Source organism: Sphingorhabdus profundilacus, from assembly GCF_009769755.1.
Lineage (GTDB): Bacteria > Pseudomonadota > Alphaproteobacteria > Sphingomonadales > Sphingomonadaceae > Sphingorhabdus_B > Sphingorhabdus_B profundilacus.
Window position 1 is genome coordinate 1,232,816 of the sequence record NZ_SDWJ01000002.1, and the last position, 21,758, is coordinate 1,254,573.

Genomic DNA, 21,758 nt, shown 5'->3' on the forward strand with positions numbered 1-21,758 from the left:
ATATCCTTAATCTGATTTCAGATGTAAATACGTACCAGCAGACCAAAAGGTTTCAATATTTCGACAGTTCAACCATCATCTTGCGATATCCATGGACAAAGCATCCTGCGACACGCTCGGGTTCGCCAAGCACATTGGGCCGCAAGCGCCGCTTTGCCATTTCTTCGAGCAGGATACGGATTTGCAGTTCAGCAAGCCGCGCACCCACACAGCGATGGATGCCATAGCCAAACGCCAAATGTCGCCGCGCATTTTCGCGATCAACAATCAACTTGTCCGGATTGTCGAACACCGTTTCATCCCGGTTGGCGGACAGATACCACATGCCGATCTTGTCGCCAGCCTTGATCGGCGCACCGAACAGATCATGGTCACGCAATGCCGTGCGCCGCATATGTGCAAGCGGCGTCTGCCAGCGGATAATTTCGCTGACCGCATTGGGGATATATTCCGGATTTTTCTCCAGCTTTTCCCGCTCGTCCTGAAACGAATGCAAGCCATAAGCATAACCCGACATCGAATTGCGGGTGGTGTCATTGCCGCCGACGATCAGCAGGATCAAATTGCCCATATATTCGAACTGGTTCATGTCCTTCATCGGCGAATGGATCATGCGGCTGATAAGATCAGGTGCCTCACCCCGGTTTTTACGTTCTTCCCAAAGGCCCTGGAAATAGGCACCCATTTCGAACATTTTTTCCAGCCTGGCCTTGCGGGTTTCTTCGGTGCGGAACAGTTCGACATCGCCGGCCCAATCCGACCATTCGGTCAATTTGCGCCGATCCTGCCACGGAAAGTCGAACAGCAACGCCAGCATTTGGGTCGTCAATTCAATCGAAACCAGGTCGACCCAATCAAAGGATTGGCCGACCGGTAACGAATCCAGCAATTCACCGGTGCGTTGGCGAATATCGCTCGACATCCGCTCCATTTCCCCAGGCGTAAATGCAGGCGCTATAACCCTGCGTTCCTCGGTATGTTTGGGCCGGTCCATGGCAATGAACATCGGCATGATGATTTTCTGGTCTTCGGGAATCGGTTCATCCAGCGATTCTTCGTCAACCAGCGTAATGCCCCCATGTTCAAAGGACGAAGAATAAATGTCTGGCAACGCTTCTACATGTTGAATGGCTTTTAACGTTGTGACGTTCCAGTAACTGCCAAAACCGCTGCCCTCAATCTTGTTGATCGGTGCTTTCTCACGCATTTCCTTGAATATCGGATGCCAACGATCTTCCGTATATATTTCAGGAAGGGTCACATCCCAACGATGCGGAGCTTTGTTGATTTCCCATGGAAGCGAATCATTTTCAAAGACGGGTGCTGTGGCCATTATATAAATTCCTCTCAGTGAAGAAACTGCCACTACTTACAAATATGTCAATCCCGTTTCGATACGCAACTTATGGGCAGGATCACTAAACTGCAGATGCGAGGCGTCAAAATTGGCTTCGACCTCAAGCCAAAAAACGCCTGCTGCTAGAGTTACGATTGGCGGCGCCCATTTTGGGCTATATCTCCGCCATTTTTACGCCTCGAAAACCCATATGAATGGGTTTTGACTCCATCTTACGTTCGGCACATTTTACCCGCCGACCGCAATCAGTCCGAACAATTTACGTTTACCGTCACCCTTGATTCGACCGGCATTGCCTGATTTCATCACATTACGCTTGAATAGCCAGACGCCGAGACGAAGCAGAAGGATGGCGAAAAATAACTGGCCCACAATTGCCACCCCATGATGCCATAATGTCGGTTCCAGCGCGGCACGGCCAATCATGGCGAAAGGTGAACTGAACGGGAAGATCGCGGCGAACTGTTCGACGGGCTGGCCTGTTTTAGTCAAGGCATAGGATGCGAAAAAGAAATTGATGAGCTGCGCCATCGTGACCGGCATCGAAATAGTCTGAACCTCGCGCACCGTTGCGGCCATGGCACCAATCCCCAAAAACAGCGCGCCAAGCATGAGATAGGCCATGATGAAATAGGTAAAGCATAATGTAATGAAGATGGGCCATCCGACAGCAGGCGTCGGGAAATTGGGAAGTCCTTGCGTCACCTGTAACCCTATACCGCCCACGGTCGTCCAGACCAATATCCCCAATAACGCCATGCCGAGCATAGCAAAAAGCTTACCTAGAAAAACGGATTCCATGGGAATGGATGCGGCCAGTATTTCGATAATCTTGTTCGATTTTTCCTCGACCAGATTGGACAACACCATACCGGCGAGCAACATAGTCAGGAAAAAGACCAGAACCTGTCCACCTTGCGCGGTGACGGTTCGCAATTGTTTATCATTATTTGCCGTTTCGGCCACGAAGTCCGCCTTGGCGTCCGACAATGTCACCGCACCGGGGTTTAGCGCGTGCGCCGTTAGTAATTCAATGCTTGCGCTTTCGCGGTCAACCGACCTCTTTGTTCCCGTGACAATGGGCCGGGCCAGCGTCCCGGTCAAAACAACGCTAAGATTATCTTCCTTTTTGTTCAGATAATCTTGCGGGTTCTTGCCGCCGTCGCTGGTCGCATCGCCGACAATTTTCATCTGGGTAAAATAGCTCTCGCCCATGTTGACCGCCAGCTTTTCTCGCATGTCTATCAGTTTTTGGGAATCAGCTCGGGCCATTGCTAGGCCGACCACTGGCTGCGCGGCTTCCCGGGCAATCTGGCCACCAAGGCTGCCTGCTGCAATGCCTACAAGAACCGGAAAGAAAGGCCCCAGCAAAAAGAAAATGAAGGCCTTGGAATAAATGATCGCGGAAAAATCGCGGCGGGCGATTACAAAAGCGGCGCGGAGTATCTCTTTCACAGCGTTTCTCCTGCTATGGGTTCATCCATTTCGGCCGCGACTGACTCGCCTGCAATGGCAACGAACGCATCGTGCAAACCGGGGCGTTCGATGGACAGCGATTTGATCCCTGCCTTGCCTTCTACCAATGCTGTGAGCAAAGGTTCTACGCCGGTTTCGGGCAGTGTGAAATGCCACCAATGGCCCTCGGCGCGTGTGTCGGCGGGCAAGGCCTTGCGCCATATGCCATCCAGCGTTTCGGTTTCCAGATGCACTTGTGGACGCAGTCGGTCACGGGCTTCGGACACCAGCCCGTCGAAACTGATCTTGCCTTTGGCAATGATGGCAATACGTTCGCATAGGCGTTCGGCATGCGCGATGACATGGGTTGAAAAAATGACCGTAACACCTCTTGCTGCCTGGGCGCGGATCATTTTTTCAAGCTTTGCCTGGTTCAGTGCGTCGAGACCTGAAAAGGGTTCGTCCAGCACGATCAATTTGGGATCATGTACAATGGTGCCCATCAACTGCACGGTTTGCGCCATGCCCTTGGAAAGTTGGCGGATCTGGCGGTCGGCGGCGTAGCCAAGGCCTGCCTCTTCCAACAACGCACGGCCTTTCTCTTTACCTTCCTTGAGCGACAAGCCACGCAGCGCGCCCATAAAGGCGATGGTATCGACCGCGCGCATGGACTGGTACAGACCCCGTTCTTCCGGCAGATATCCCACATTGCGTGATTGGGTGATGGGCCGGTCAGAGCCAAGAAGGGTTCGCACACCGGCATCGGGGTCGATAATGCCCAACAAAGTGCGAAGCATCGTGGTCTTGCCTGCGCCATTGGGGCCTAATATGCCATAAATGCTGCCCACCGGTACTTTCAGGTCAACCCCGTCTACTGCGCGAAATCCGTCGAACTGCTTGACAATTCCCTGTGCCTCGATTGCATACATTCTAAAACGCGCCCCGGATAAGATAGAGGTGCTGAATAGGGTTGGCGTGTGAAAAGACACAAGACAAATTTGGTTAACGCGTTGAAAGCCCAAGCCGCAAGCGAAGGTTTTGTGGCTGTTGGCATCGCACCGGGCCATTTGGCTCCTGCGGCGGGTGCTCGTTTGCGCCAATGGTTGGATGACGGCTGCCATGGCGACATGCTGTGGATGGAAAGCCGCGTCGATCAAAGGGCTAACCCTGATGTGCTTTGGCCCGAGGTTCGGTCCGTCATCATGCTGGGCATGAGCTATGCCCCCTATGCAGACCCAATGGCGCTGGCAGATTATCCGGAACGCGGACGCATTTCGGTCTATGCCCAGGGGCGCGATTATCATGATGTTGTCAAGGGTGCGCTAAAACGCTTGGCAGGCTGGTTGGCGCATACCGCGGATGCAGGGGTCAAGGTGTTCGTCGATACCGCACCGGTGATGGAAAAAGCGTTGGCAGAGGCCGCCGGTCTGGGCTGGCAAGGCAAGCATAGCAACATCGTCAGCCGCGCACATGGCAGTTGGCTGTTTTTGGGGGCGATATACACGACGGCACATTTGGAACCGGATAGGGCTGACGGTGACCGTTGCGGTTCCTGTCGTGCCTGTCAGGATATTTGCCCCACGGACGCTTTCCCCGCGCCCTATCAGGTTGATGCGCGGCGGTGTATTTCCTATCTGACAATCGAACATAAAGGGCCGATAGATCGCTCGCTTCGTCCCCTGATCGGCAATCATATCTATGGCTGCGATGACTGTTTGGCGGTGTGTCCGTGGAACAAATTTGCCAATACCGCGGCGGCGCACAAAGCATTTCTGCCGCGGGCTGAGCTTGTCGCTCCGCGCCTCGCCGATTTGCTGGCATTGGATGACGCTGCATTCCGCACGCTGTTTTCGGGATCACCGATCAAGCGGATTGGCCGCAACCGTTTTGTACGCAACGTTCTGATCGCGGCGGGGAATAGCAAAGATGTGTCTTTGCTACCGGGGGTCATCCATTTGTTGGGCGACAGCGATGATGGGGTGCGGGCAAGTGCTATTTGGGCGTTGGGGCGGATTTCTCCTGATGAATTTGACGAAATGAAAACCCTTTTGGCGGAAAATGAGGGAAGTTCGGTGGTACGTACCGAATGGGACTTCAGCGCGGGGGAAAACGAACTCTGGTGATAGTTCCCCTAACGCCGGATCAACGCCTCGATACAGGCCGCACGGTCGACTTCGGCACCGTCACTGCGGCGGGCATCAACATGGGTTACGATTTCTGTTCCTCCCTTTCCATCAGGATAGAGATAGACATCAAGAATGCAGACCTTGCCGGTGAACTGCAATTTGCGACCGTAAACTTCGATAATGTCAAGGCGTGGCTCACCAAACAGGCGTTTCAACGTAGCTGTATCTTTTCCCATGACCAACGCAACACCCCTTTTTTCAAGCGAAGGGCGTGCGGGAACGCTGGATATCTGGCGGTCTGCGCCGATTTGGGCAGACGCACTGGCGGTGGCCGCCGCGTACAACAAGATAGACCATTTATACATTATAATTTGGCCACTCCCGAATGGACCATATGCACCGCAGTGGCGGTTGCCAGAACAGGTATGAAGAGATTGAGAACAGGTACCATCATCCCTGCGGTTCCAAAAAGCCCCAATAGCAGGCGGGGCAGTTTGCGAATCGAACCATGATCCTTGCCATGGCGGGCAATCAGCATATCTTCCAGATCCCGACCTAGCAGCAGCGCGTTGACCAACAGGAAGGCAATTGCGGTACCTATTCCGGTAAAGAGCAGCAGGACGTAAATGGGCAGTGCCAATATATTGTAAGCAATCACGCGGATGACCGAGCGGGCTGCCATTTGAACTCCGGTCGCAAGGCCCGGTCGCTTTCCCCGTTCTGCATGCTGGGGATAATGTCGGTCTTCAACGGCATCGATTATATCATCGGCGAAGATCCAGGTCATTGCAATCGCGACGACACGAAACAACAGGATTGCGGTCAACAGCGATAGTGCCACGGAGAGCAACATTGTCCAGGTTCCGTCGTCGGCCAGATTGAACCAATCGAACAAGGCGTTTACGCCATACCAAAGGCCGACACCCAATAGCACAAATGCAGCAAGGGTAAGGAAGATGACCTTGGCCATCAGCAGTGCGACACGTCGGTCCGTCAGGCTTTGGAACGACAACATAAGTGCTTGGATCATCGTTCCACTCTAAAGCGCTTGCTCGAAATGTCCAATCCCACTAGGGCGCGCCGGACCGTAAACAGGATATTATATGACTGAAATTCGCTATGACGTGCTCGCAATCGGCAATGCGATTGTGGATATTATCGCCGAAACAAACGATAGCTTCATCACCGAACAGGGCCTGACCAAAGGTAGCATGCAGCTGATCGACGAAGATCGCGCGAGGACGCTGTACGATCATATGGGACCGGCACGTGAAATCAGCGGTGGCTCGGCCGCAAACACCTTGGCTGGCCTGGCACGGCTGGGGCATAAAACCGCATTTATCGGTCAGGTCGCAAATGACCAGCTTGGTAATGTGTTCGCGCACGACATCCGCGCAGGCGGGATCCATTTCGACATTCAGGCGCGTGATGGTGCTCCGGCCACGGCCTGCTGTTATATCCTGGTGACCCCCGATGCCCAGCGCACGATGAATACATTCCTGGGCGCCTCGCAATATTTGCCGGCGCGTTTGATCGACAAAGAACTGATCGAGAGCGCGGCGATCCTGTATCTCGAAGGCTATTTGTGGGACCCGGAGGAGCCGCGTGCGGCCATGCGGAACGCCATTGACGTGGCGCGCGCTGCGGGACGCAAGGTCGCGCTGACACTTTCGGATGCATTTGTTATCTCCCGGCACGGCCCCGATTTTCTTGCCGAGATGGAGGCGGGACGCATCGATATTTTGTTTGCCAATGAAGTCGAAATTTGCGCGTTACATGGTAGTGATGATTTTGAAGCATCGGTCGCCGCGATCGCGGCCAAGGTTCCTCTTCTCGTGTGCACCCGCGGCGAACACGGGGCGATTGCAGTGGAAAATGGTGTTCGCACCGCGGTGTCGGCGGAGCCTGTCACGCAACTTGTCGACACCACAGGCGCAGGTGACCTGTTCGCCGCAGGTGTTTTTGCAGGGATTGCCCAGAGCAGGCCGATGGCCGAATGCCTGACGATGGGGGCCGTTTGCGCCGCTGAAATCATCTCGCATTATGGCGCCCGGCCCGAAGCGGATATCGCCGAATTGGTGCGTCAAAGGTTCGGTTAGCCCGCTTTTTTGCGGAACAAGACCCGGTCTTCCGGACCAAATCCCCAGCGCCAGATTATCCAGCTATATAGACCTAATATAATCGGGATGCCGATGGCCAGTTCGACCCATTCAAATCGGGCCGGGACACTGACTATAAGCATGCCTGTGCAGGCTGCGCCGACAACGGCGAAGACCAGGGCGCTGCGCCAGATGCTGATGCCATGACCGAGCAGACGGCTTAAGAAGCTGGATTTGATGATTGAACCTATTCCCAAAGAAATCATCAGCCCACAGGCAACCGCTGCTGCCTGATAAAGCCCGACATAGGATGGTTTGATCGGCCAATAGGGAATAAGCAGGATAAGGCCCACGCTCACCAAAGCCTGGACCGCGAGCATAGCAATGGAAATCAGCAAATTGCGGTGGCGGGCCATATATACAAGAGCGGATTCACTGACGACTGCGGTGGCGGCAGCGACCTCCGCCGCGAGCAGGAATGCCAAAGCGCCCGTGCCGCCGACAAATTCCGGGCCTACAAGTCCCATTACCGCTTCGCCCGGTATGCCAAGCGCGAGCGCAATCCCGGCTTGGGCAGCGATGATCCAGAAACCCACTTGCCCCACTTGACGGGCAATTTCGGCATAATTTTTAGACTTTAAATTGCGTGTGATCACTGGTCCCAAAATAGGGTCGAAACTGGTTTTCAGTTTTTGTGGCAGACTGGCGACCTGTTGCGCGACATAGTAAATGCCAACGATGGCGGGCGATGCAAACAGGCCCAATATGGCAAGGTCCAGCCTTCGGCTTCCCCATTCGGCAGCATCTGCAGCGGCGAGGGGAAGATTGCGGCGGGCAATGGCATAGGACCGCGAAAAACTTGGTATCCAACCCCAGGCAACACCATAGCTGCGCCAAAGGGGCCAAAGCGCAAAGAGCAAAGCAGCGATCAATGATGTTACATAGGCAAGGATCAGCCCGTCACGTGCGGAGTAAAAATATAGGATTCCTGCCGCGATACTGATGGTCCAAGGTTCAATTATGGCGCGCGCGCGCACCGTTGACAGAATATCAAAGCGGTAAGCCAATGCGGCCAAGGCAATGTCGGTGGCAACAATCGCAAAGATGACCAGCGGTAAGAAGCGGTCAAGTCCGTTAATGGCACTATTGGGAAACATGGTCTGTGGTATGGCTATCAAAAGTATGGCGCCAAGTGCGGAGGCGAGCATCGCGGAAAACATGGCATCGGCCACCAAATTGGCATGCGGGCGTTCGCCTTGGGACAATAGTTCCGCCAAGCCGCGCCTTAGGCCCAACGTCGCCAATTGGGCGACGAATTCGACAATCAATATGGCATATGCAAAGCGGCCCAAGGCTTCGGGGCCATAGAGGCGACCGGCGATGAAAAGAAACGGAATGCGCGCTGCAAGACGCAGCAGAAAGCCAAAGACGTTCGTCCGCCCACCTTTTGCGAGCGCCTGAATGTCATCCTCGTCGGTCCGGACTGCGGTCAATATCTCATCCCTGTTGGCCATATGCTAGCGCAATCGCTGGCGACTTACCAGCTTTCGGCTTTCAGGGGACGCGATAGCAGCGCGGTGGTCACGTCGCTGACATTTGCCTTGCCCCCCAGCAAAGCGCAAACAGCCGCTACAATCGGCATGTCGATGCCCAGTTTTTGGGCTGATTGCAAAAGCACCGGGGCGGTAAACGCTCCTTCGGCCACTGTGTTTCGGTCCGCGAGTAGGGCGTCTACCGAGAGTCCTTGGCCTAAACCGCGACCAAGAGAGAAATTACGGGAATTTTCGGAACTACATGTCAGAACCAAATCACCCAGCCCCGATAATCCGGCGAGTGTTTCTGGCCGTGCACCGCGCGCAAGGCCATAGCGCTGAATTTCGGCAAATCCGCGTGCAATAAGCGAGGCGCGCGCGTTGAGGCCAAGGCCTGCTCCATCGACAACGCCGCAGCCGATCGCGAGAACATTTTTTACCGCTCCTCCAATTTCAGCGCCGGTTACATCATCGGACCAATAGGGCCGGAAATGTGGGGCGGCTATTAAGTGCATCAGCATGGCGCCTAAGGCCTGGTTGGCAGTGGCAAGCGTGATAGCGGTCGGTTTGCCGACTGCCACTTCATGTGCAAAGGTGGGGCCAGATAGTACAGCGAGTGGGTTGTCCGGCCTGACTTCGGATGCGATGTCCGTCATCAGCATTTCTGTGCCCGCCTCTATGCCCTTTGCACAGAGCAACAGGGGCGCTTCCGTTTGCGGAAGTGCGGAAAGGGTCGCGCGAACATGCTGGGCAGGTGTGACGATCAGAAGCGCGCCGCATGCCTTCATGGTAGTCAAATCACCCGTAGCCCGGATGTTGGATGCGAGCTTCAATCCGCGCAGGAACAGGCTATTTTCATGCGTTTCGTTTATTGCTGTGACGACATCTTTCTCGCGCGCCCAGATCAGGACTTCGGGATGAATTTGCGCCATCACTGACGCAAGCGCCGTGCCCCATGCGCCGCCGCCTATTATGCCTATCGGGATTCTGGCATCGCTCATGCTTTTACTCCTGCGCCCCTAGCGGCGGGTGCATCCGGGTCCAAGGGCCAACGTGGTCGGGCAACGAAATCGAGCCCGTCAGTCAAGCCAGCGGCGAAGCGCTCGGCTCCGGCCCATGCGATCATTGCGCCATTATCAGTGCACAGCCACAAAGGTGGCGCAACAAAACGCATACCGCGCGCTGCTGCAAAGTCCGCTAACATTGCCCGTATCGCCCCATTGGCAGCAACACCGCCTGCCACCACCAATGCGGGCAGGGGATTGATGCGGTCAACTGAATAGCGCAGCCTGTCCAAAAGACATTCAACAACAGCCTGTTGAAAGGACGCCGCGATATCTTCGACCCGATATTTCCCCGTTTCGTGCGCCCGAAGGACTGCGCTTTTCAGCCCTGCAAAAGAGAAATGTGGTTCATCGGCACCCTTTAGCGGTCTGGGCAATGGAACCGCGCTGGCGTTTCCGTTCGCGGCGGCCCGTTCGACGGCAGGACCACCTGGAAAACCCAGTCCCAAAATCTTGGCGGTTTTGTCGAACGCTTCACCTACTGCGTCATCAATGGTCGTGGCCAGCCGATTATAATCGCCAACTCCGTTTACGCGCAGCAACTGGCAATGCCCACCCGACACAAGCAAAAGCAAATAGGGAAATGCAAGATCAGCGTCGACCAGACGGGGGGAAAGGGCGTGTCCTTCAAGATGGTTGACGGCGATAAGAGGCTTGTCCGCAGCCATCGCCAAGGCTTTTGCGGTCACCAGTCCGACCATCACACCACCGATCAAGCCGGGACCTGCAGTCGCAGCGATGGCATCCATGTCTTGCAAGGTCATGCCTGCGTCAGCGAGCGCCGCCTGCACCAGCGGGGCCATGAGTTCAGCATGGGCGCGGGCCGCAATTTCGGGGACGACCCCGCCAAAGGCGCGGTGGTGGTCTTCCTGTCCGGCAAGTGCGTGCGCCAATATCGTTCGATCCGAACGCACGATAGCCGCTGCGGTTTCATCGCAGCTAGATTCAAGTCCCAGAATAATTGCCATTGCCCTTTCCCATAGGTGCCTGCCTCGTTATGGACAAGCGGCATGACGGTCCCTGACTTTACTTCGCTCAGCCCTTTACGCATCGGCACACGCCGTTCCCCGCTTGCGTTGGCGCAAGCCGAAATGGCCGCTGCCGCTATTCGCCTGGCGCATGGGTTTGCGGAAGATGCGGTCATTCTGGTGCCGATGTTGTCGATGGGCGACAAGATACAGGACCGGCCCCTGTCTGAAATAGGCGGCAAAGCCCTGTGGACCAAAGAACTGGAGCGCGCGCTGGTCGAAGACGAAATCGACATTGCCGTTCATTCGATGAAAGATGTCGAGACCGTGCGGTCGCCACTGTTCATTCTCTCGGCCATGTTGCCACGCGCAGACGTGCGTGATCGGTTGATCGGAGCGCGAAGTATCGAAGAACTGCCCCATCAAGCAAAAGTCGGAACCTCCAGCCCGCGCCGAGCTGCACAGTTGAAGGCTTTACGACCGGATCTTGTAACGGTACCCATTCGGGGAAATGTCGCGACGCGTCTGGCCCAAGTCGACGCTGGAGAATTTGATGCAACGCTTTTGGCGGCGGCAGGACTGGATCGCCTGGGTCAATCGGACGTCGGGACTAACCTGGCCCCGGAAACCATACTTCCCGCCGCGGCGCAGGGCGCTATTGGGATCGATCATTTGGCGAAACGCGACGATCTTGCTTTGCTGTTGCAGCCGGTCAATGCATGGGCCACATTCACTGCCGTATCCGCAGAACGCGCTTTTTTGGAAGCGCTTGGTGGCAACTGTCATTCTCCGGTGGCGGCGCATGCGACATGTTCAGTGGCGACTATTGTGCTGCGCGGTGAAATATTGGCCGAAGATGGCAGCGAGAGGCAATGTGGCAGTTTAGAATTTGCGGTCGACGACAGTGAAGGTCCGCCTCGTCTCGCCACCGAATTGCTTGAAAGATCGAGTGATAGGCTGCGTCGGTTATTTATGAGTTCACGGCCTAATCCGTGAAACTACTTGTAACCCGTCCGCAACCCGGTGCCGATGCAACAGCCGCCCGGATTCGGGCTGCGGGACATGAGGCTGTGGTATCGCCTCTTTTTGAAGCGCAGCCTGTGGATTGGGAAATCGATACCCGAAAGACATATGATGCGTTATTGATAACCAGCGCAAATGCCATTCGCCATGCCGGGCAAAAGCGAGAAGGATTGGCGCACCTGCCGGTCTTCGCTGTTGGCCAAAATAGCGCACATATCGCTACGTCCCACGGATTTAACGTAGAATATGTGGGATTTGAAGGCGTGGAGCAACTTTTACCACATATTCAAGCACATAAGTTACTCTGGCTGGCTGGCGATGACCATATGGATTTTGAGTTGCCCCAGAGGATGGATATGGACGTCCACATTGTTTACCGCAGTGTCGCTTTACCCCAGCCGAAGAATTTTGCCGAATCTGTGTTGAATGTGGACTATGTCTTGTTGCATTCTTCCCGGGCCGCAATGCTTTTTTCAGAATTGATTTTGGACCAAGGAATTGAAAAAAAACAGATTTCAATTGCCGTATTTTCCGAAAAAATTGCACAGGCCGCCGGTTCGGGGTGGGACAAGGTCCGTGTTGCCCGATACCCATCCGACGAACACCTCTTGTTCGAACTCTAAAGGCGCTTTACAAAAAGCACCGGTAATCCCTAACAGATGCTTGGGACGAAGGGGATTGAATGACTGATTTTGCGACGAATGCCGCAACCCCGCGGGGCGGGGTGAAGTTGAAACATATCTTGCTCATGCTTCTGTTTGCCTTTGCTGGTGGCGCGGGTGGCAGTTGGTGGCTGGCTGATCGCTATGGCTGGTTCGAACCGGCGAAGGAAAAGCTCGTGCCTTCTCCGGCGGCGACGCGGACGCAGGCAGCAAAACCGTCGCAATTTGCAGTTCCTCCTGCCATTTCATCCATCGATTCAACGATTGCCGCAGAAAATACTGCGCGGGCAGAGGGGCTTTTGGTTGCATTTGCAGCTCGCAGGGCGATCGACAGCGGGGCGCCTCTGGGCTATTTGACTGACCAACTGCGCGTGCGGTTCGGCACAAGCCAGCCTGATGCGGTATTCACGATATTGCAGGCCGCGCAGACTCCGGTCACTTTGCAGTCGTTGCAATCCGAACTTTCTGCTATCGAAAACCTGTTGCTGACCGGAATGCGTGAAGAAACATTTTGGGCCACAATCCAGCGCGAGTTTTCCGAACTATTTGTGTTACGAAAATCCGAATCGCTATCACCGGCACCAACCCAAAGACTGCTGCGCGCCCATGCCTTGGTAGAATCAGGTAATTTGGCTGGCGCTATCTTGGAAATATCGAACATGCCCGGAAGCAACTCGGTCGAAGGTCAGGCTTGGTTAGCGCGGGCGCGCACCTATGCCGAGACGCGCAAAGCCCTTGATATCCTTGAACGAAGCGCGCTAGCGGCGCCGCCTTTACCGGTTTCTTCTATTCCCGTGACGGCACCGTCGGTGATGGATGTGCCTTTGCCAAAAGCAGTGAACGAATAAATTTCGTCATAAATCTTTCATAAATGTCCAGCCGCCATATAAGGGCGCATGGCCACCCGATTCTCACGACTTTCCTATAGCGACGCAATCGTCCGTACTTCCTCCGGCGTTGGCCGGGGCACCGACGCGCCTGCACTGCCTTTATTGGCTCGCGAAGCTCTTTCTTTTGCTTATATGCGGACCAGTGCTGCTTTTGCATCGACGGTGGAACTGGACGTTGCAGGTAACGGACGTCCGGTCATGATTGTCCCGGGCTTTATGGCTTCTGACCAGACGACATCGCGACTGCGTCGATCCCTGCAAGATGCCGGGTTTAGTGCACATGGCTGGGGTTTGGGCCGCAATAAGGGTATCAAGGCTGATATTTTCGAGCGGCTCGATAAAAGAGTTGCGGAACTTGATATTGACGCCCCGATCACGCTGGTGGGGTGGAGCCTGGGTGGGTTGATTGCACGCGAATATGCCAAAGTGTCGCGCCATAATGTCGCAAAAGTCGTCACGTTAGGCAGCCCCTTTTCGGGCGACCCGCGCGCCAATAATGCATGGCGTCTCTATGAATTTGTTGCTGGATATAAGGTGGATAATCCGCCACTTGATGTGACTTTGTCTGAAAAGCCACCTGTGCCGACATGCGCTTTCTGGTCGCAAAATGACGGTGTCGTTGCCCCCGGCTCTGCCTGCGGACTGATCCATGAATCGGACCAACAGATCGAACTGGATTGCAGCCATATGGCGTTTGTCGCCCGGCCCGACGCCATTCGCGCGATCGCACGCGCGCTGGTCTAGCCCCGCGTCGAAACTTTTCGACATTCGCGTCGACGACGACTAGGTACAGCCCCCAAAAAGCATCGACAGCGCAGTAAAGATACATGGCAGCTTAGCCGCGCCCCTGAATGGCATGATATTTGCTTACGTGTGAATATATGTTTTCACAGGAGCCTTTCATGTTTCACCTATTATTGTTCGTCGCCGCGTCTTCTTCTTCGTTTGAAGATCTGAACCGGCTGGATGATCGTATACTGGCGGTATCGCCTGAGGCAGAACTGGTTGATAAAAGGCTGAAACTGGCTGCGTGCCCGGAAAGCCCGATCATTGCGCCGCCTGTTGGTGGTTCAGTTATCGTGCGATGCCCGGCGCTTGGCTGGCGACTGCGGGTTGCGACGAAAAACACGAGCGAAAAAGCCGAATTGGCCGAAATTGTCATTCGCAAGGGCGAAATGGTCGAATGTGTTACAGACGGCCGCGGTTTTGCCGTTTCTACGACCATGATTGCATTGGAAGATGCCATCGTTGGTCAGGCTGTGCGTGTCAAATCTGTGACAAATAGCAAAACAGCGACCACTATGACCGCCGTTGCAAAAGCACGCGGATTGGCATCATTCTGAATCGGATTAATCTATTGCTAAACTTTATCGCGTGATCGCCGTTTCTGATTCCATACGGGCTGTCGGTTTCCTGACGGTCGATATGGAAAGGAACAGAAAAATGGTGGATTCCGTAAAGTTCGGACCGGCCAGACTGGCTCCGGGTCTGCGTGCATCTGGTGCGGTGGACGCCGTGCCGAAGCGTGAAAACATGTTGAAACCTGCCGCTCCACATAGCTTGAGCCTTGCAACTGCGCTCGCGCAAAAGGGCCCCCCTTTTGATGCCGAAAAGGTTGCTTCTTTAAGGGCGGCTATTTCCAGCGGTGCGTATAAAGTCGACCTGGGCACGATTGCTGATGGCATCATCCGCTTCGGCGGACAGGATCTTGGTTGAAGATTATGATGGATGCAGTCATTCAATATCAGGCCGATTTGATCGCAGCGCTGGATATGCAAGATGCGGACGCCATATTGTCCGCCAGCGGCGCGCTTTCCTCAGCGATTGAAAGGCTGCGTCAAGAACGGCATGTGCCGCCGCATGGCCAGCTTTCGCACGGCCTGAAACAAGCAGAAGCGGCGCGAATCCGGGTCAAATATCTGACGGCCTGGAATCGACAGAAAATTGACCGGCTGGCCGAATGCCGTGGCCAAATATCCTCTGCTGTTTACGTAATGCCACAAAAACACACGTAAAAGCGTAAGTTTCGTAAAACTGGCACGAGCATTGCAATTCATCCGGCATGACCAACCGGACCACACAATGACACGACCTATAAATGATACAGCGTCACCGCAACGCGTAACGGCAGCAATTGCCAAGGCATCAGCACGCACCGGCGTCGATTTTGACTATCTTATGGATCAGGCGCGTATCGAGAGCGGGATGCGCCCGGACGCTCGCGCGCATACGTCCAGTGCGACCGGACTTTATCAGTTCACCAAACAGACATGGCTGGGTACCGTCAAAGAACATGGCGCATCACATGGACTTGATTGGGCGGCCAATGCGATATCCAAAAACGCCGACGGAACGTTTTCGGTAGCAGATGGCTCAACAAGGGCGGCCATTTTGGATTTACGAAACAATCCGGAAGCCGCAGCATCAATGGCGGCGGAGTTTGCTGCAGATAACGGACAATATCTGCAGGCTCGTATCGGCACCAACCCCGAACCGGTTGATTTATACCTGGCGCATTTTCTCGGTGCCGAAGGGGCGGCGAAATTTCTCGACGCCTTTCAGGAAAATCCTGATCAAAATGCCGCGCCGTTATTTGCCGAAGCTGCACGGGCGAACCAATCGATTTTTTATCGCACCGATGGATCCGCGCGCAGTCTTGCGGAGATCAGGCAGAATTTCGCATCGAAACTCGGCAATGCGCCCAGTGGTTTTCCAATGATCTCGGCGCAAGCAACGCGACATGCCGCTTCATCGGCCCAAACGCGCGCTCCGCTGGAAATGGCAACGATGGAACCTATGCCGAAAAAACTCGATCTCAATTTTGCGCGTAATGCCTATCGCCGACTGTCGGGAATTTCCGCATGAATGGTCGGCTAAACTTTGCAATCTGGCTCGACTCGATAAAAGGTGGGGCCTTGCCGGTGGCGGTGTTGCTGCTGGTTATGTTGATGATTGTGCCGATTCCGGCGGTATTGCTTGACGTCGGATTCATATTGAACATCATGATCAGCCTCGCTGTTTTGATGGTTGCGATGAATGTCGCAAAGCCGCTCGACTTTTCGGCCTTTCCCACAGTCCTGCTTTTGGCGACGCTTTTCCGTCTGGCGCTGAATGTCGCGTCGACCCGCGTCGTTCTTGTAGACGGCCATACCGGGGTCGCTGCTGCTGGCCATGTTATCGAGGCCTTTGGCGCCATTTTGATTGGCGGTGACTATATTGTTGGCCTGTTGGTCTTTGCCGTTCTGCTGATTATCAACATGGTTGTGATTACCAAGGGTGCGGGTCGCGTTTCCGAAGTGTCGGCGCGCTTCACCCTTGATGCCTTGCCGGGCAAGCAAATGGCGATCGACGCCGATTTGAACGCCGGGCTTGTAACGCCGGACGAAGCCAAGGCGCGGCGTCAGGAAGTTGCAACCGAAGCTGACTTTTACGGGTCGATGGACGGTGCCTCCAAATTTGTAAAAGGCGACGCAATTGCAGGCTTGCTGATCCTGTTCGTCAACATCTTTGGCGGATTGCTGCTCGGTGTCGTCAGCCATGACCTTAGCTTCGGTGATGCTGCGGAAATCTACATCAAATTGGCCATTGGCGATGCCTTGGTGGCGCAGGTGCCCGCATTGCTTCTGTCGATCGCAGCCGCTGCAATCGTAACCCGCGTGTCTTCGCCGCTTGATTTGTCAGGACAGATTTCCACTCAATTCGGTCATGCCCGGGCATGGGGCCCCGTGGCGGGCACTTTGACCTTGCTGGGGATGGTTCCGGCGATGCCGCAACTCGTTGTCCTTCCGGCCGCCGCGTTTGCTGGCGGTATATGGTGGTTGCTCAGGCGTGCCGAAAAATTACCGCCGCGGCCAGTTGAAACAATTCCGGACGCGACGCCCGGCCATATTATCGAATGGAGTGAAATCGCAGAATCCGCCCCGATCACATTGGAACTCGGCTATTCGCTGGTCAGCCTGGTCGACGAACGCAAGGGCGCGCCTTTGATGGGTCGGGTAACCGCCATCCGCCGCCAATTGTCGCGTGAATTCGGCTTTGTTGTCCCGATGGTAAAGGTTTCCGATGACCTGTCCTTGCCCGGTAACGCCTATCAGATCCGCATATCAGGGGTTTTGGTGGGCGAAGACAGCGCTTGGGCGAACGAATTGCTCGCGCTTGATTCAGGCGATTGCCTTGAAGGTGTCACTGGCCGGGCGGTCAAAGACCCCAGCTTTGGTCTGGACGCGCTTTGGATCTCGGAACGTGACCGGATCGATGCGGTTGCGGCTGGATATACGGTTGTCGACCCAGCGACCGTAATCGCGACCCATCTTAACCAGCTGGCCACAGCTTCGGCCGCCGAATTGTTCGGAATGGACGACGCACAGGCGTTGATCGACAATTTGAAGGAGAGCTATCCACAACTCGCCGCAGGGCTGACCCCAGCGCCCTATGCATTGGCTGCGATTACCGCATTGTGCCGTGCTTTGCTGGTGGAGCGGGTTCCATTGCGCGATTTCCGCCGTGTGGCCGAGGCAATGGTTGACCTTGCCCCCCGCAATCTGGACGCAACCGATCTGGTCGAGGCTGTGCGCCAGCGGTTGGGCGCGTTAATCGTGCAGACCATTGTTCCGGTGAAAATGCCCTTACCGGCCATTACTTTTGAAGGCGAGCTGGAAAGCTTGCTGGTCCAGTCGGTGCAAAGTGCGCCGTCGGCAAACTGGCCGTTCGAACCCGCGCTGGCCCGCCGGATTATCACTGCTGTCGATGATGCGGTCCAACCCATGCTGGTGGCCGCGCGCAGCTTTGCCGTCATCACATCGCCTCTATGCCGCGCTGCGGTCGCCCGCTTGTTAAGGGCGCAATTCAGCGATGTCGCGGTGCTGTCCTTCCTCGAAATTCCCGAAAACAAAAAAGTCGATGTGATCGCCGTCGTTGGCGGCACACCGCGGTTGGCCGATGCCAATCACTATAAAGGAGAAACCGATGCTGAATGAAGCCCGTGCCGCCTATGCCCGCCCGGACACGACAAGCCCGGCGCGCCTGATCGAGACGCATAGTGCGCTAGTCCGTCGCGTTGCCTGGCATGTGCACAGCCGTATGTCGACCGCCATTGAAGTCGAAGACCTGATCCAGATCGGTTTTATCGCGCTGGTCGAGGCCGCCCAGCATTTTGAAGATCGCGGCATTGCTTTTGCACCTTATGCCTCAACCCGCATACGCGGTGCGATGGTCGATGCGTTGCGCCGCGACGCGCGTATGGGCCGTGCGGGCATGGCTAATCGCCGATATCTGGCCAGCATTCGCGCAAAACTGGAACAGGAATATATGCGCCCGCCCAGTGATGCAGAAATGGCCAGTGCAGCCGGGCTTGAGCCACAGGCCTATTATGCGATGGCCGCTTCTACGCAGGCGGTGGCGCAGGATTCCATCGACGAAAGCTATTCTGACCATGACATGTGGTTTGCCGACCTGGCCGATAGCGCCGACACCGCGCTTGAAAAGGCACAGTTGCGCGAAGCATTGATGGCCAATCTTGCAAAGCTGACCGAGCGGGAGGCCGCCATTTTGCAGCTCTATTTTGTTGAGGAACTTAATCTGGATGAAATCGGGGAAACACTTGGCGTAGGCGCGGCGCGCGTGTGCCAGATTAAAAAGGCCGCGCTCGACAAGATGCGGAGTTTGATGATGGATTAGGTCGCGTCCTAAACCGCCACCGAAACGGAAACATCATCTCCGGCGACCAGCCCTTGCGATTTCCGGACGGCCGCTTTTACCGGCAATAGCCAACCGCCACTGCCTTTGTCGGGAAAGATGGATGTATCCCATGACGTATCGCCGATATAGGCCCGAACCTTCATCGCGCCCCAGCCGCGCCGTCGTCCGCTTTCCAGCCGCCGCATCAGCGCCAACGCATGAATGGCTTCGGCAGCCGCGCCACTAATCGTCAGAAAATGCCAGCTTGCAGGGGCCCTGTCGCTGCTCCAAAGCCAGAGCTTGGTAGTAACCGCATAGATTTCGGTCACCTACAATCTCCTTTCGCTATTTCGATGGTTTCCGCCTGACCGGGACCGGAATGTTGCAAATATCTGCGCCGCCCGCCGGCGTTATGAAAAACGGATCGCGCCGGTTCGCTCGTGCATCTGAATAGGCTTTGAAGCTCGGGGTGTGGGTGTAAAGATACTCGAAAGACGGGACATTCTGAACGTCCGTCCCCAACCGCACGGACAAAATTGGCACCCGTTCTTCGCCCTTCTCGTAAAAGCCCAGCGCACCTGTTCCGCGTGGCAGGCTGGACAGATGCTCGATCCCTTCGATCACACGGCCAACCAAGGCGATATTGCGGTCCAGATGCCGCGGTGCGTGGCCGATGACCGTATAGAGCTCCGCGCCTGTGCCGGTGTCGGGTGACAGGTTCCTGCCAACGCCGACCATGCCATAGCAATGGAGAGGCCATGCTGTCTTGGGATCTACACCCGCGGGCCAGCCTTTGTAAAAGCCATAGCCATCAGCATATGGATCGCGGCGAATTATCTGCCGGTCCACTTCCCTGAAACAGGCTGAAATTTTGTTTTCACTTTCGCGCTTGCACGCGTCTTCGGCTTCCTTTTGTCCGACAATTGCTGAGAATAACAGCATGGAGGCAAAAGGGTCGACCAGCGGGACTGTGTAACCGCTTTCCGGCACGACCTCCAATCCCTCCGGCAATATTTTCTTCTCGGTCGCATCGCCCCATTGCACAACATAATTGTCCTGCACGCGGTTGATGCTGGTGCCATCCCACCAATGTGCCGTTGCCAGTTTGCGGATATTGCCGATCCAGCCCTGGCTGAATGGGGCAGGCAGCAACTGGATCACCACATGGCGCGGTTTGCCCGCCGCGTCAGGTGCCAGATCCATGACCAGAAGGTCGGATGGCGCAATTGGGGCCCATTCTTGCGCTTTGGCCGCCGCCACGATCTCGCTTGGTGCGGGATAGGTTTTTGCCTCTTGCGCGAACACAGGCGTGGAGGCGCAAAAGGCGACAGCGGCGGTCAAATTCAAAAATTTTTTCATGAAACGGCTTATGGCAAATCAGTGTGCCTTGCGAAAGCGCAAAGGAGCCGCTAGGGGCGTCGCTTCCCCGAAAGGGATGCGGAGACGTGGCCGAGTGGTCGAAGGCGCTCGCCTGGAAAGTGAGTATACGTCAAAAGCGTATCGAGGGTTCGAATCCCTCCGTCTCCGCCACGCAGTCTAAGTATTTCTAATATAACTTTGACAAAAATCGTCACGAAACCCAACTGCATCATGGATGCAAAGCGCCGGTCCGCTAACCAAAACAAACGATGCCTATGCGTGGGGGTCGCATTACAATATCAACAGGGCTTATGGCACCAACGGCCTGAACCAGCTGACCAGCGCAGGCGCAACGGCGCTTGGTTATGCCTGCCCTGAGCTTGTCGAAGGGACGGACGTGGCAACCTGACTGCGTCGGGCAGCAATAGCTACAGCTACACCGCAGAAAACCGCATGGCGACCGCGCCCGGCAGTATCTACATCGGCTATGAGCCGTCGGGGAACCAGATCCTTCAGCTTTATAGCAGTGGTTCTGGCACCGATACGCGGTTCGGCTGGGACGGCGACCGGATCAATCTGGAGATCAACGCCAGCGGCTGGACGACGCTGCGCCGTTATGTGCCGGGTCCGGGCACCGACGAGACAGTGGTCTGGTATGAAGGCGCTGGCCTGACCGACCGCCGCTGGCTGCACAGCGACGAACGCGGCAGCGTGACTGCGGTGCTTGAGTTCCCAGTTCCGCTCTCAACTCTCCCTGTTCGAGTATATCAATTCCCTGCTTTTCAGTTTAGGGAAATGCCCTCAGAAAGTACGGAAATGCTGAAATTCACCGCATCGAATTATGTTAGTCGACGTGAGTTTTGTTGAATTTCCCTGTAGTTTCCCTGTGCATCAGGGAAAATGCAAATGGAGACGGGTCACCATCGACTGCACCCACCGCCACCTAGTCTGCAGTTTGCGGCAGTTCCATAGAACCAGCGTCAATATCCCGCAGTTGCGGGCCTTTCAGCGATCTATACTGTACCTAGAGAATGCTGTTGGAGAGCGTTGAGGGGCCAAATATATCTATTTTCGCTGCTGCCATTTTTCGCGGTTGAGTTTGGGACTTAACAGGTGGCGCTAAACCCAGCGAATGCACAATGTTGATTGCGGCGCATCGGCAGTTCGCGGGAGAGGGTTATGCCGACCAACGGTTCGATCGATCTGTCGAGTATGGCGTTATTTGCCGGCGCGGCTCTGTCGCTGGCTTCAGCGACTGTTGCATCGCAGGTGGCGCTCGGATTGGGTGCAATGTTTGCGTTGGCGGCAGCTATTGTAAGCATGCGAAGGTTCATCCTGACAGTCGATAATGGCGCAATCCCAATTTCTAATCGTGCAGATGAAGCGGCTTCTTCATGTTGACGCTGAATTGGGGAAGGCAGCCTTAAACGGCAGGAATATTCGGCGGCTGCGGAACAAAGCTGATGGCCGCGGCTTGTTCCTAGCGAAAGTGCGGCACGCCTGCGCCGATGGAGATTGACAGTGAAAGTTCTTATGATCCTCACTTC

At 55.4% G+C, this 21,758-nt stretch carries 25 protein-coding genes and 1 tRNA gene; 16 read left to right on the top strand and 10 right to left on the bottom strand.

Features of this window, described 5'->3' with window-relative positions; genetic code table 11:
- Positions 1-52: 52 nt before the first annotated feature.
- The 3 genes from EUU23_RS13820 to EUU23_RS13830 form a co-directional block, all read right to left on the bottom strand.
- Positions 53-1,333: a cytochrome P450 gene (locus tag EUU23_RS13820; protein ID WP_160354625.1), complete on the bottom strand. Its 1,281-nt coding sequence runs from the start codon at positions 1,331-1,333 to the stop codon at positions 53-55.
- Between the two features lie 252 nt (positions 1,334-1,585).
- Positions 1,586-2,812 (bottom strand): ABC transporter permease, encoded by a 1,227-nt coding sequence (locus EUU23_RS13825; RefSeq protein WP_160354626.1) that lies wholly within the window; start codon positions 2,810-2,812, stop codon positions 1,586-1,588.
- Positions 2,809-3,741 (bottom strand): ABC transporter ATP-binding protein, encoded by a 933-nt coding sequence (locus tag EUU23_RS13830; protein WP_160354627.1) that lies wholly within the window; start codon positions 3,739-3,741, stop codon positions 2,809-2,811. Before EUU23_RS13830 ends, EUU23_RS13825 begins: the two co-directional genes overlap by 4 nt.
- Positions 3,742-3,789: 48 nt before the next feature.
- Here EUU23_RS13830 and queG point away from each other — a divergent pair, with 48 nt between their 5' ends.
- Positions 3,790-4,935 carry a tRNA epoxyqueuosine(34) reductase QueG gene (queG, locus tag EUU23_RS13835; protein ID WP_343032729.1) on the top strand — a complete coding sequence of 382 codons (1,146 nt, stop codon included), beginning with the start codon at positions 3,790-3,792 and terminating at the stop codon, positions 4,933-4,935.
- Between the two features lie 8 nt (positions 4,936-4,943).
- On the opposite strand, the gene EUU23_RS13840 is transcribed toward queG, so the two are convergent.
- A complete protein-coding gene (locus EUU23_RS13840; protein WP_160354628.1) occupies positions 4,944-5,303 on the bottom strand; it encodes a hypothetical protein in 360 nt (119 codons plus the stop codon).
- Positions 5,303-5,968, bottom strand: coding sequence for an EI24 domain-containing protein (locus EUU23_RS13845; RefSeq protein WP_160354629.1), 666 nt, complete (start codon positions 5,966-5,968; stop codon positions 5,303-5,305). The genes EUU23_RS13840 and EUU23_RS13845 overlap by 1 nt, the downstream gene beginning before the upstream one ends.
- Positions 5,969-6,041: 73 nt before the next feature.
- Here EUU23_RS13845 and EUU23_RS13850 point away from each other — a divergent pair, with 73 nt between their 5' ends.
- A complete protein-coding gene (locus tag EUU23_RS13850) occupies positions 6,042-7,037 on the top strand; it encodes an adenosine kinase (RefSeq protein ID WP_160354630.1) in 996 nt (331 codons plus the stop codon).
- Here the strand turns inward: EUU23_RS13850 and EUU23_RS13855 are convergent.
- Genes EUU23_RS13855 through tsaD form a run of 3 tightly spaced genes read right to left on the bottom strand, consistent with a single transcriptional unit; the run spans position 7,034 to position 10,601 of the window.
- Positions 7,034-8,551 (bottom strand): lipopolysaccharide biosynthesis protein, encoded by a 1,518-nt coding sequence (locus tag EUU23_RS13855; protein WP_160354631.1) that lies wholly within the window; start codon positions 8,549-8,551, stop codon positions 7,034-7,036. The two genes, EUU23_RS13850 and EUU23_RS13855, sit on opposite strands and share 4 nt — an antisense overlap.
- A gap of 23 nt (positions 8,552-8,574) precedes the next feature.
- A complete protein-coding gene (locus EUU23_RS13860) occupies positions 8,575-9,555 on the bottom strand; it encodes an NAD(P)H-dependent glycerol-3-phosphate dehydrogenase (RefSeq protein ID WP_160354777.1) in 981 nt (326 codons plus the stop codon).
- A gap of 11 nt (positions 9,556-9,566) precedes the next feature.
- Positions 9,567-10,601 carry a tRNA (adenosine(37)-N6)-threonylcarbamoyltransferase complex transferase subunit TsaD gene (tsaD, locus tag EUU23_RS13865; protein ID WP_160354632.1) on the bottom strand — a complete coding sequence of 345 codons (1,035 nt, stop codon included), beginning with the start codon at positions 10,599-10,601 and terminating at the stop codon, positions 9,567-9,569.
- A 42-nt stretch (positions 10,602-10,643) separates the two neighbouring features.
- On the opposite strand from tsaD, the gene hemC reads away from it, so the two are divergent.
- The 10 genes from hemC to EUU23_RS13915 all read left to right on the top strand — a co-directional run bounded on the left by hemC (position 10,644) and on the right by EUU23_RS13915 (position 18,852).
- Complete coding sequence (gene hemC / locus EUU23_RS13870; protein WP_160354633.1) at positions 10,644-11,597, top strand: hydroxymethylbilane synthase; 954 nt, start codon at positions 10,644-10,646, stop codon at positions 11,595-11,597.
- A complete protein-coding gene (locus tag EUU23_RS13875; protein WP_160354634.1) occupies positions 11,594-12,247 on the top strand; it encodes a uroporphyrinogen-III synthase in 654 nt (217 codons plus the stop codon). The genes hemC and EUU23_RS13875 overlap by 4 nt, the downstream gene beginning before the upstream one ends.
- Before the next feature lie 59 nt (positions 12,248-12,306).
- A complete protein-coding gene (locus EUU23_RS13880; RefSeq protein WP_160354635.1) occupies positions 12,307-13,134 on the top strand; it encodes an MICOS complex subunit MIC60 in 828 nt (275 codons plus the stop codon).
- Between the two features lie 48 nt (positions 13,135-13,182).
- Positions 13,183-13,920 carry an esterase/lipase family protein gene (locus EUU23_RS13885; RefSeq protein ID WP_160354636.1) on the top strand — a complete coding sequence of 246 codons (738 nt, stop codon included), beginning with the start codon at positions 13,183-13,185 and terminating at the stop codon, positions 13,918-13,920.
- Between the two features lie 158 nt (positions 13,921-14,078).
- Complete coding sequence (locus EUU23_RS13890; protein ID WP_160354637.1) at positions 14,079-14,519, top strand: flagella basal body P-ring formation protein FlgA; 441 nt, start codon at positions 14,079-14,081, stop codon at positions 14,517-14,519.
- 100 nt (positions 14,520-14,619) lie between these two features.
- A complete protein-coding gene (flgM, locus tag EUU23_RS13895; protein WP_160354638.1) occupies positions 14,620-14,892 on the top strand; it encodes a flagellar biosynthesis anti-sigma factor FlgM in 273 nt (90 codons plus the stop codon).
- Positions 14,889-15,191 (top strand): hypothetical protein, encoded by a 303-nt coding sequence (locus tag EUU23_RS13900; RefSeq protein ID WP_160354639.1) that lies wholly within the window; start codon positions 14,889-14,891, stop codon positions 15,189-15,191. The genes flgM and EUU23_RS13900 overlap by 4 nt, the downstream gene beginning before the upstream one ends.
- A 67-nt stretch (positions 15,192-15,258) precedes the next feature.
- On the top strand, positions 15,259-16,041 hold the full coding sequence (locus EUU23_RS13905) for a transglycosylase SLT domain-containing protein (protein WP_160354640.1): 783 nt from the start codon (positions 15,259-15,261) through the stop codon (positions 16,039-16,041).
- Positions 16,038-18,152 carry a flagellar biosynthesis protein FlhA gene (gene flhA / locus EUU23_RS13910; protein WP_160354641.1) on the top strand — a complete coding sequence of 705 codons (2,115 nt, stop codon included), beginning with the start codon at positions 16,038-16,040 and terminating at the stop codon, positions 18,150-18,152. The genes EUU23_RS13905 and flhA overlap by 4 nt, the downstream gene beginning before the upstream one ends.
- Positions 18,142-18,852, top strand: a complete 711-nt coding sequence (locus EUU23_RS13915; protein ID WP_160354642.1) for a sigma-70 family RNA polymerase sigma factor — start codon at positions 18,142-18,144, stop codon at positions 18,850-18,852. The genes flhA and EUU23_RS13915 overlap by 11 nt, the downstream gene beginning before the upstream one ends.
- A gap of 8 nt (positions 18,853-18,860) precedes the next feature.
- Here EUU23_RS13915 and EUU23_RS13920 read toward each other — a convergent pair whose 3' ends face one another.
- A complete protein-coding gene (locus EUU23_RS13920) occupies positions 18,861-19,181 on the bottom strand; it encodes a DUF1905 domain-containing protein (protein WP_160354643.1) in 321 nt (106 codons plus the stop codon).
- Positions 19,182-19,197: 16 nt separating this feature from the next.
- Complete coding sequence (locus tag EUU23_RS13925; protein ID WP_160354644.1) at positions 19,198-20,211, bottom strand: peptidylprolyl isomerase; 1,014 nt, start codon at positions 20,209-20,211, stop codon at positions 19,198-19,200.
- 80 nt (positions 20,212-20,291) lie between these two features.
- Between EUU23_RS13925 and EUU23_RS13930 the strand changes: the two genes are divergently transcribed.
- The 4 genes from EUU23_RS13930 (at position 20,292) to EUU23_RS13945 (ending at position 21,612) form a co-directional block, all read left to right on the top strand.
- A tRNA-Ser gene (locus EUU23_RS13930) sits at positions 20,292-20,382 on the top strand.
- A 64-nt stretch (positions 20,383-20,446) separates the two neighbouring features.
- Positions 20,447-20,620, top strand: a complete 174-nt coding sequence (locus tag EUU23_RS13935; RefSeq protein ID WP_160354645.1) for a hypothetical protein — start codon at positions 20,447-20,449, stop codon at positions 20,618-20,620.
- Between the two features lie 44 nt (positions 20,621-20,664).
- The gene (locus EUU23_RS13940) at positions 20,665-21,078 is read left to right on the top strand and encodes a hypothetical protein (RefSeq protein WP_160354646.1); all 414 of its coding nucleotides are present in this window, start codon (positions 20,665-20,667) and stop codon (positions 21,076-21,078) included.
- Between the two features lie 312 nt (positions 21,079-21,390).
- Positions 21,391-21,612, top strand: a complete 222-nt coding sequence (locus EUU23_RS13945; protein ID WP_160354647.1) for a hypothetical protein — start codon at positions 21,391-21,393, stop codon at positions 21,610-21,612.
- Positions 21,613-21,758: the final 146 nt, after the last annotated feature.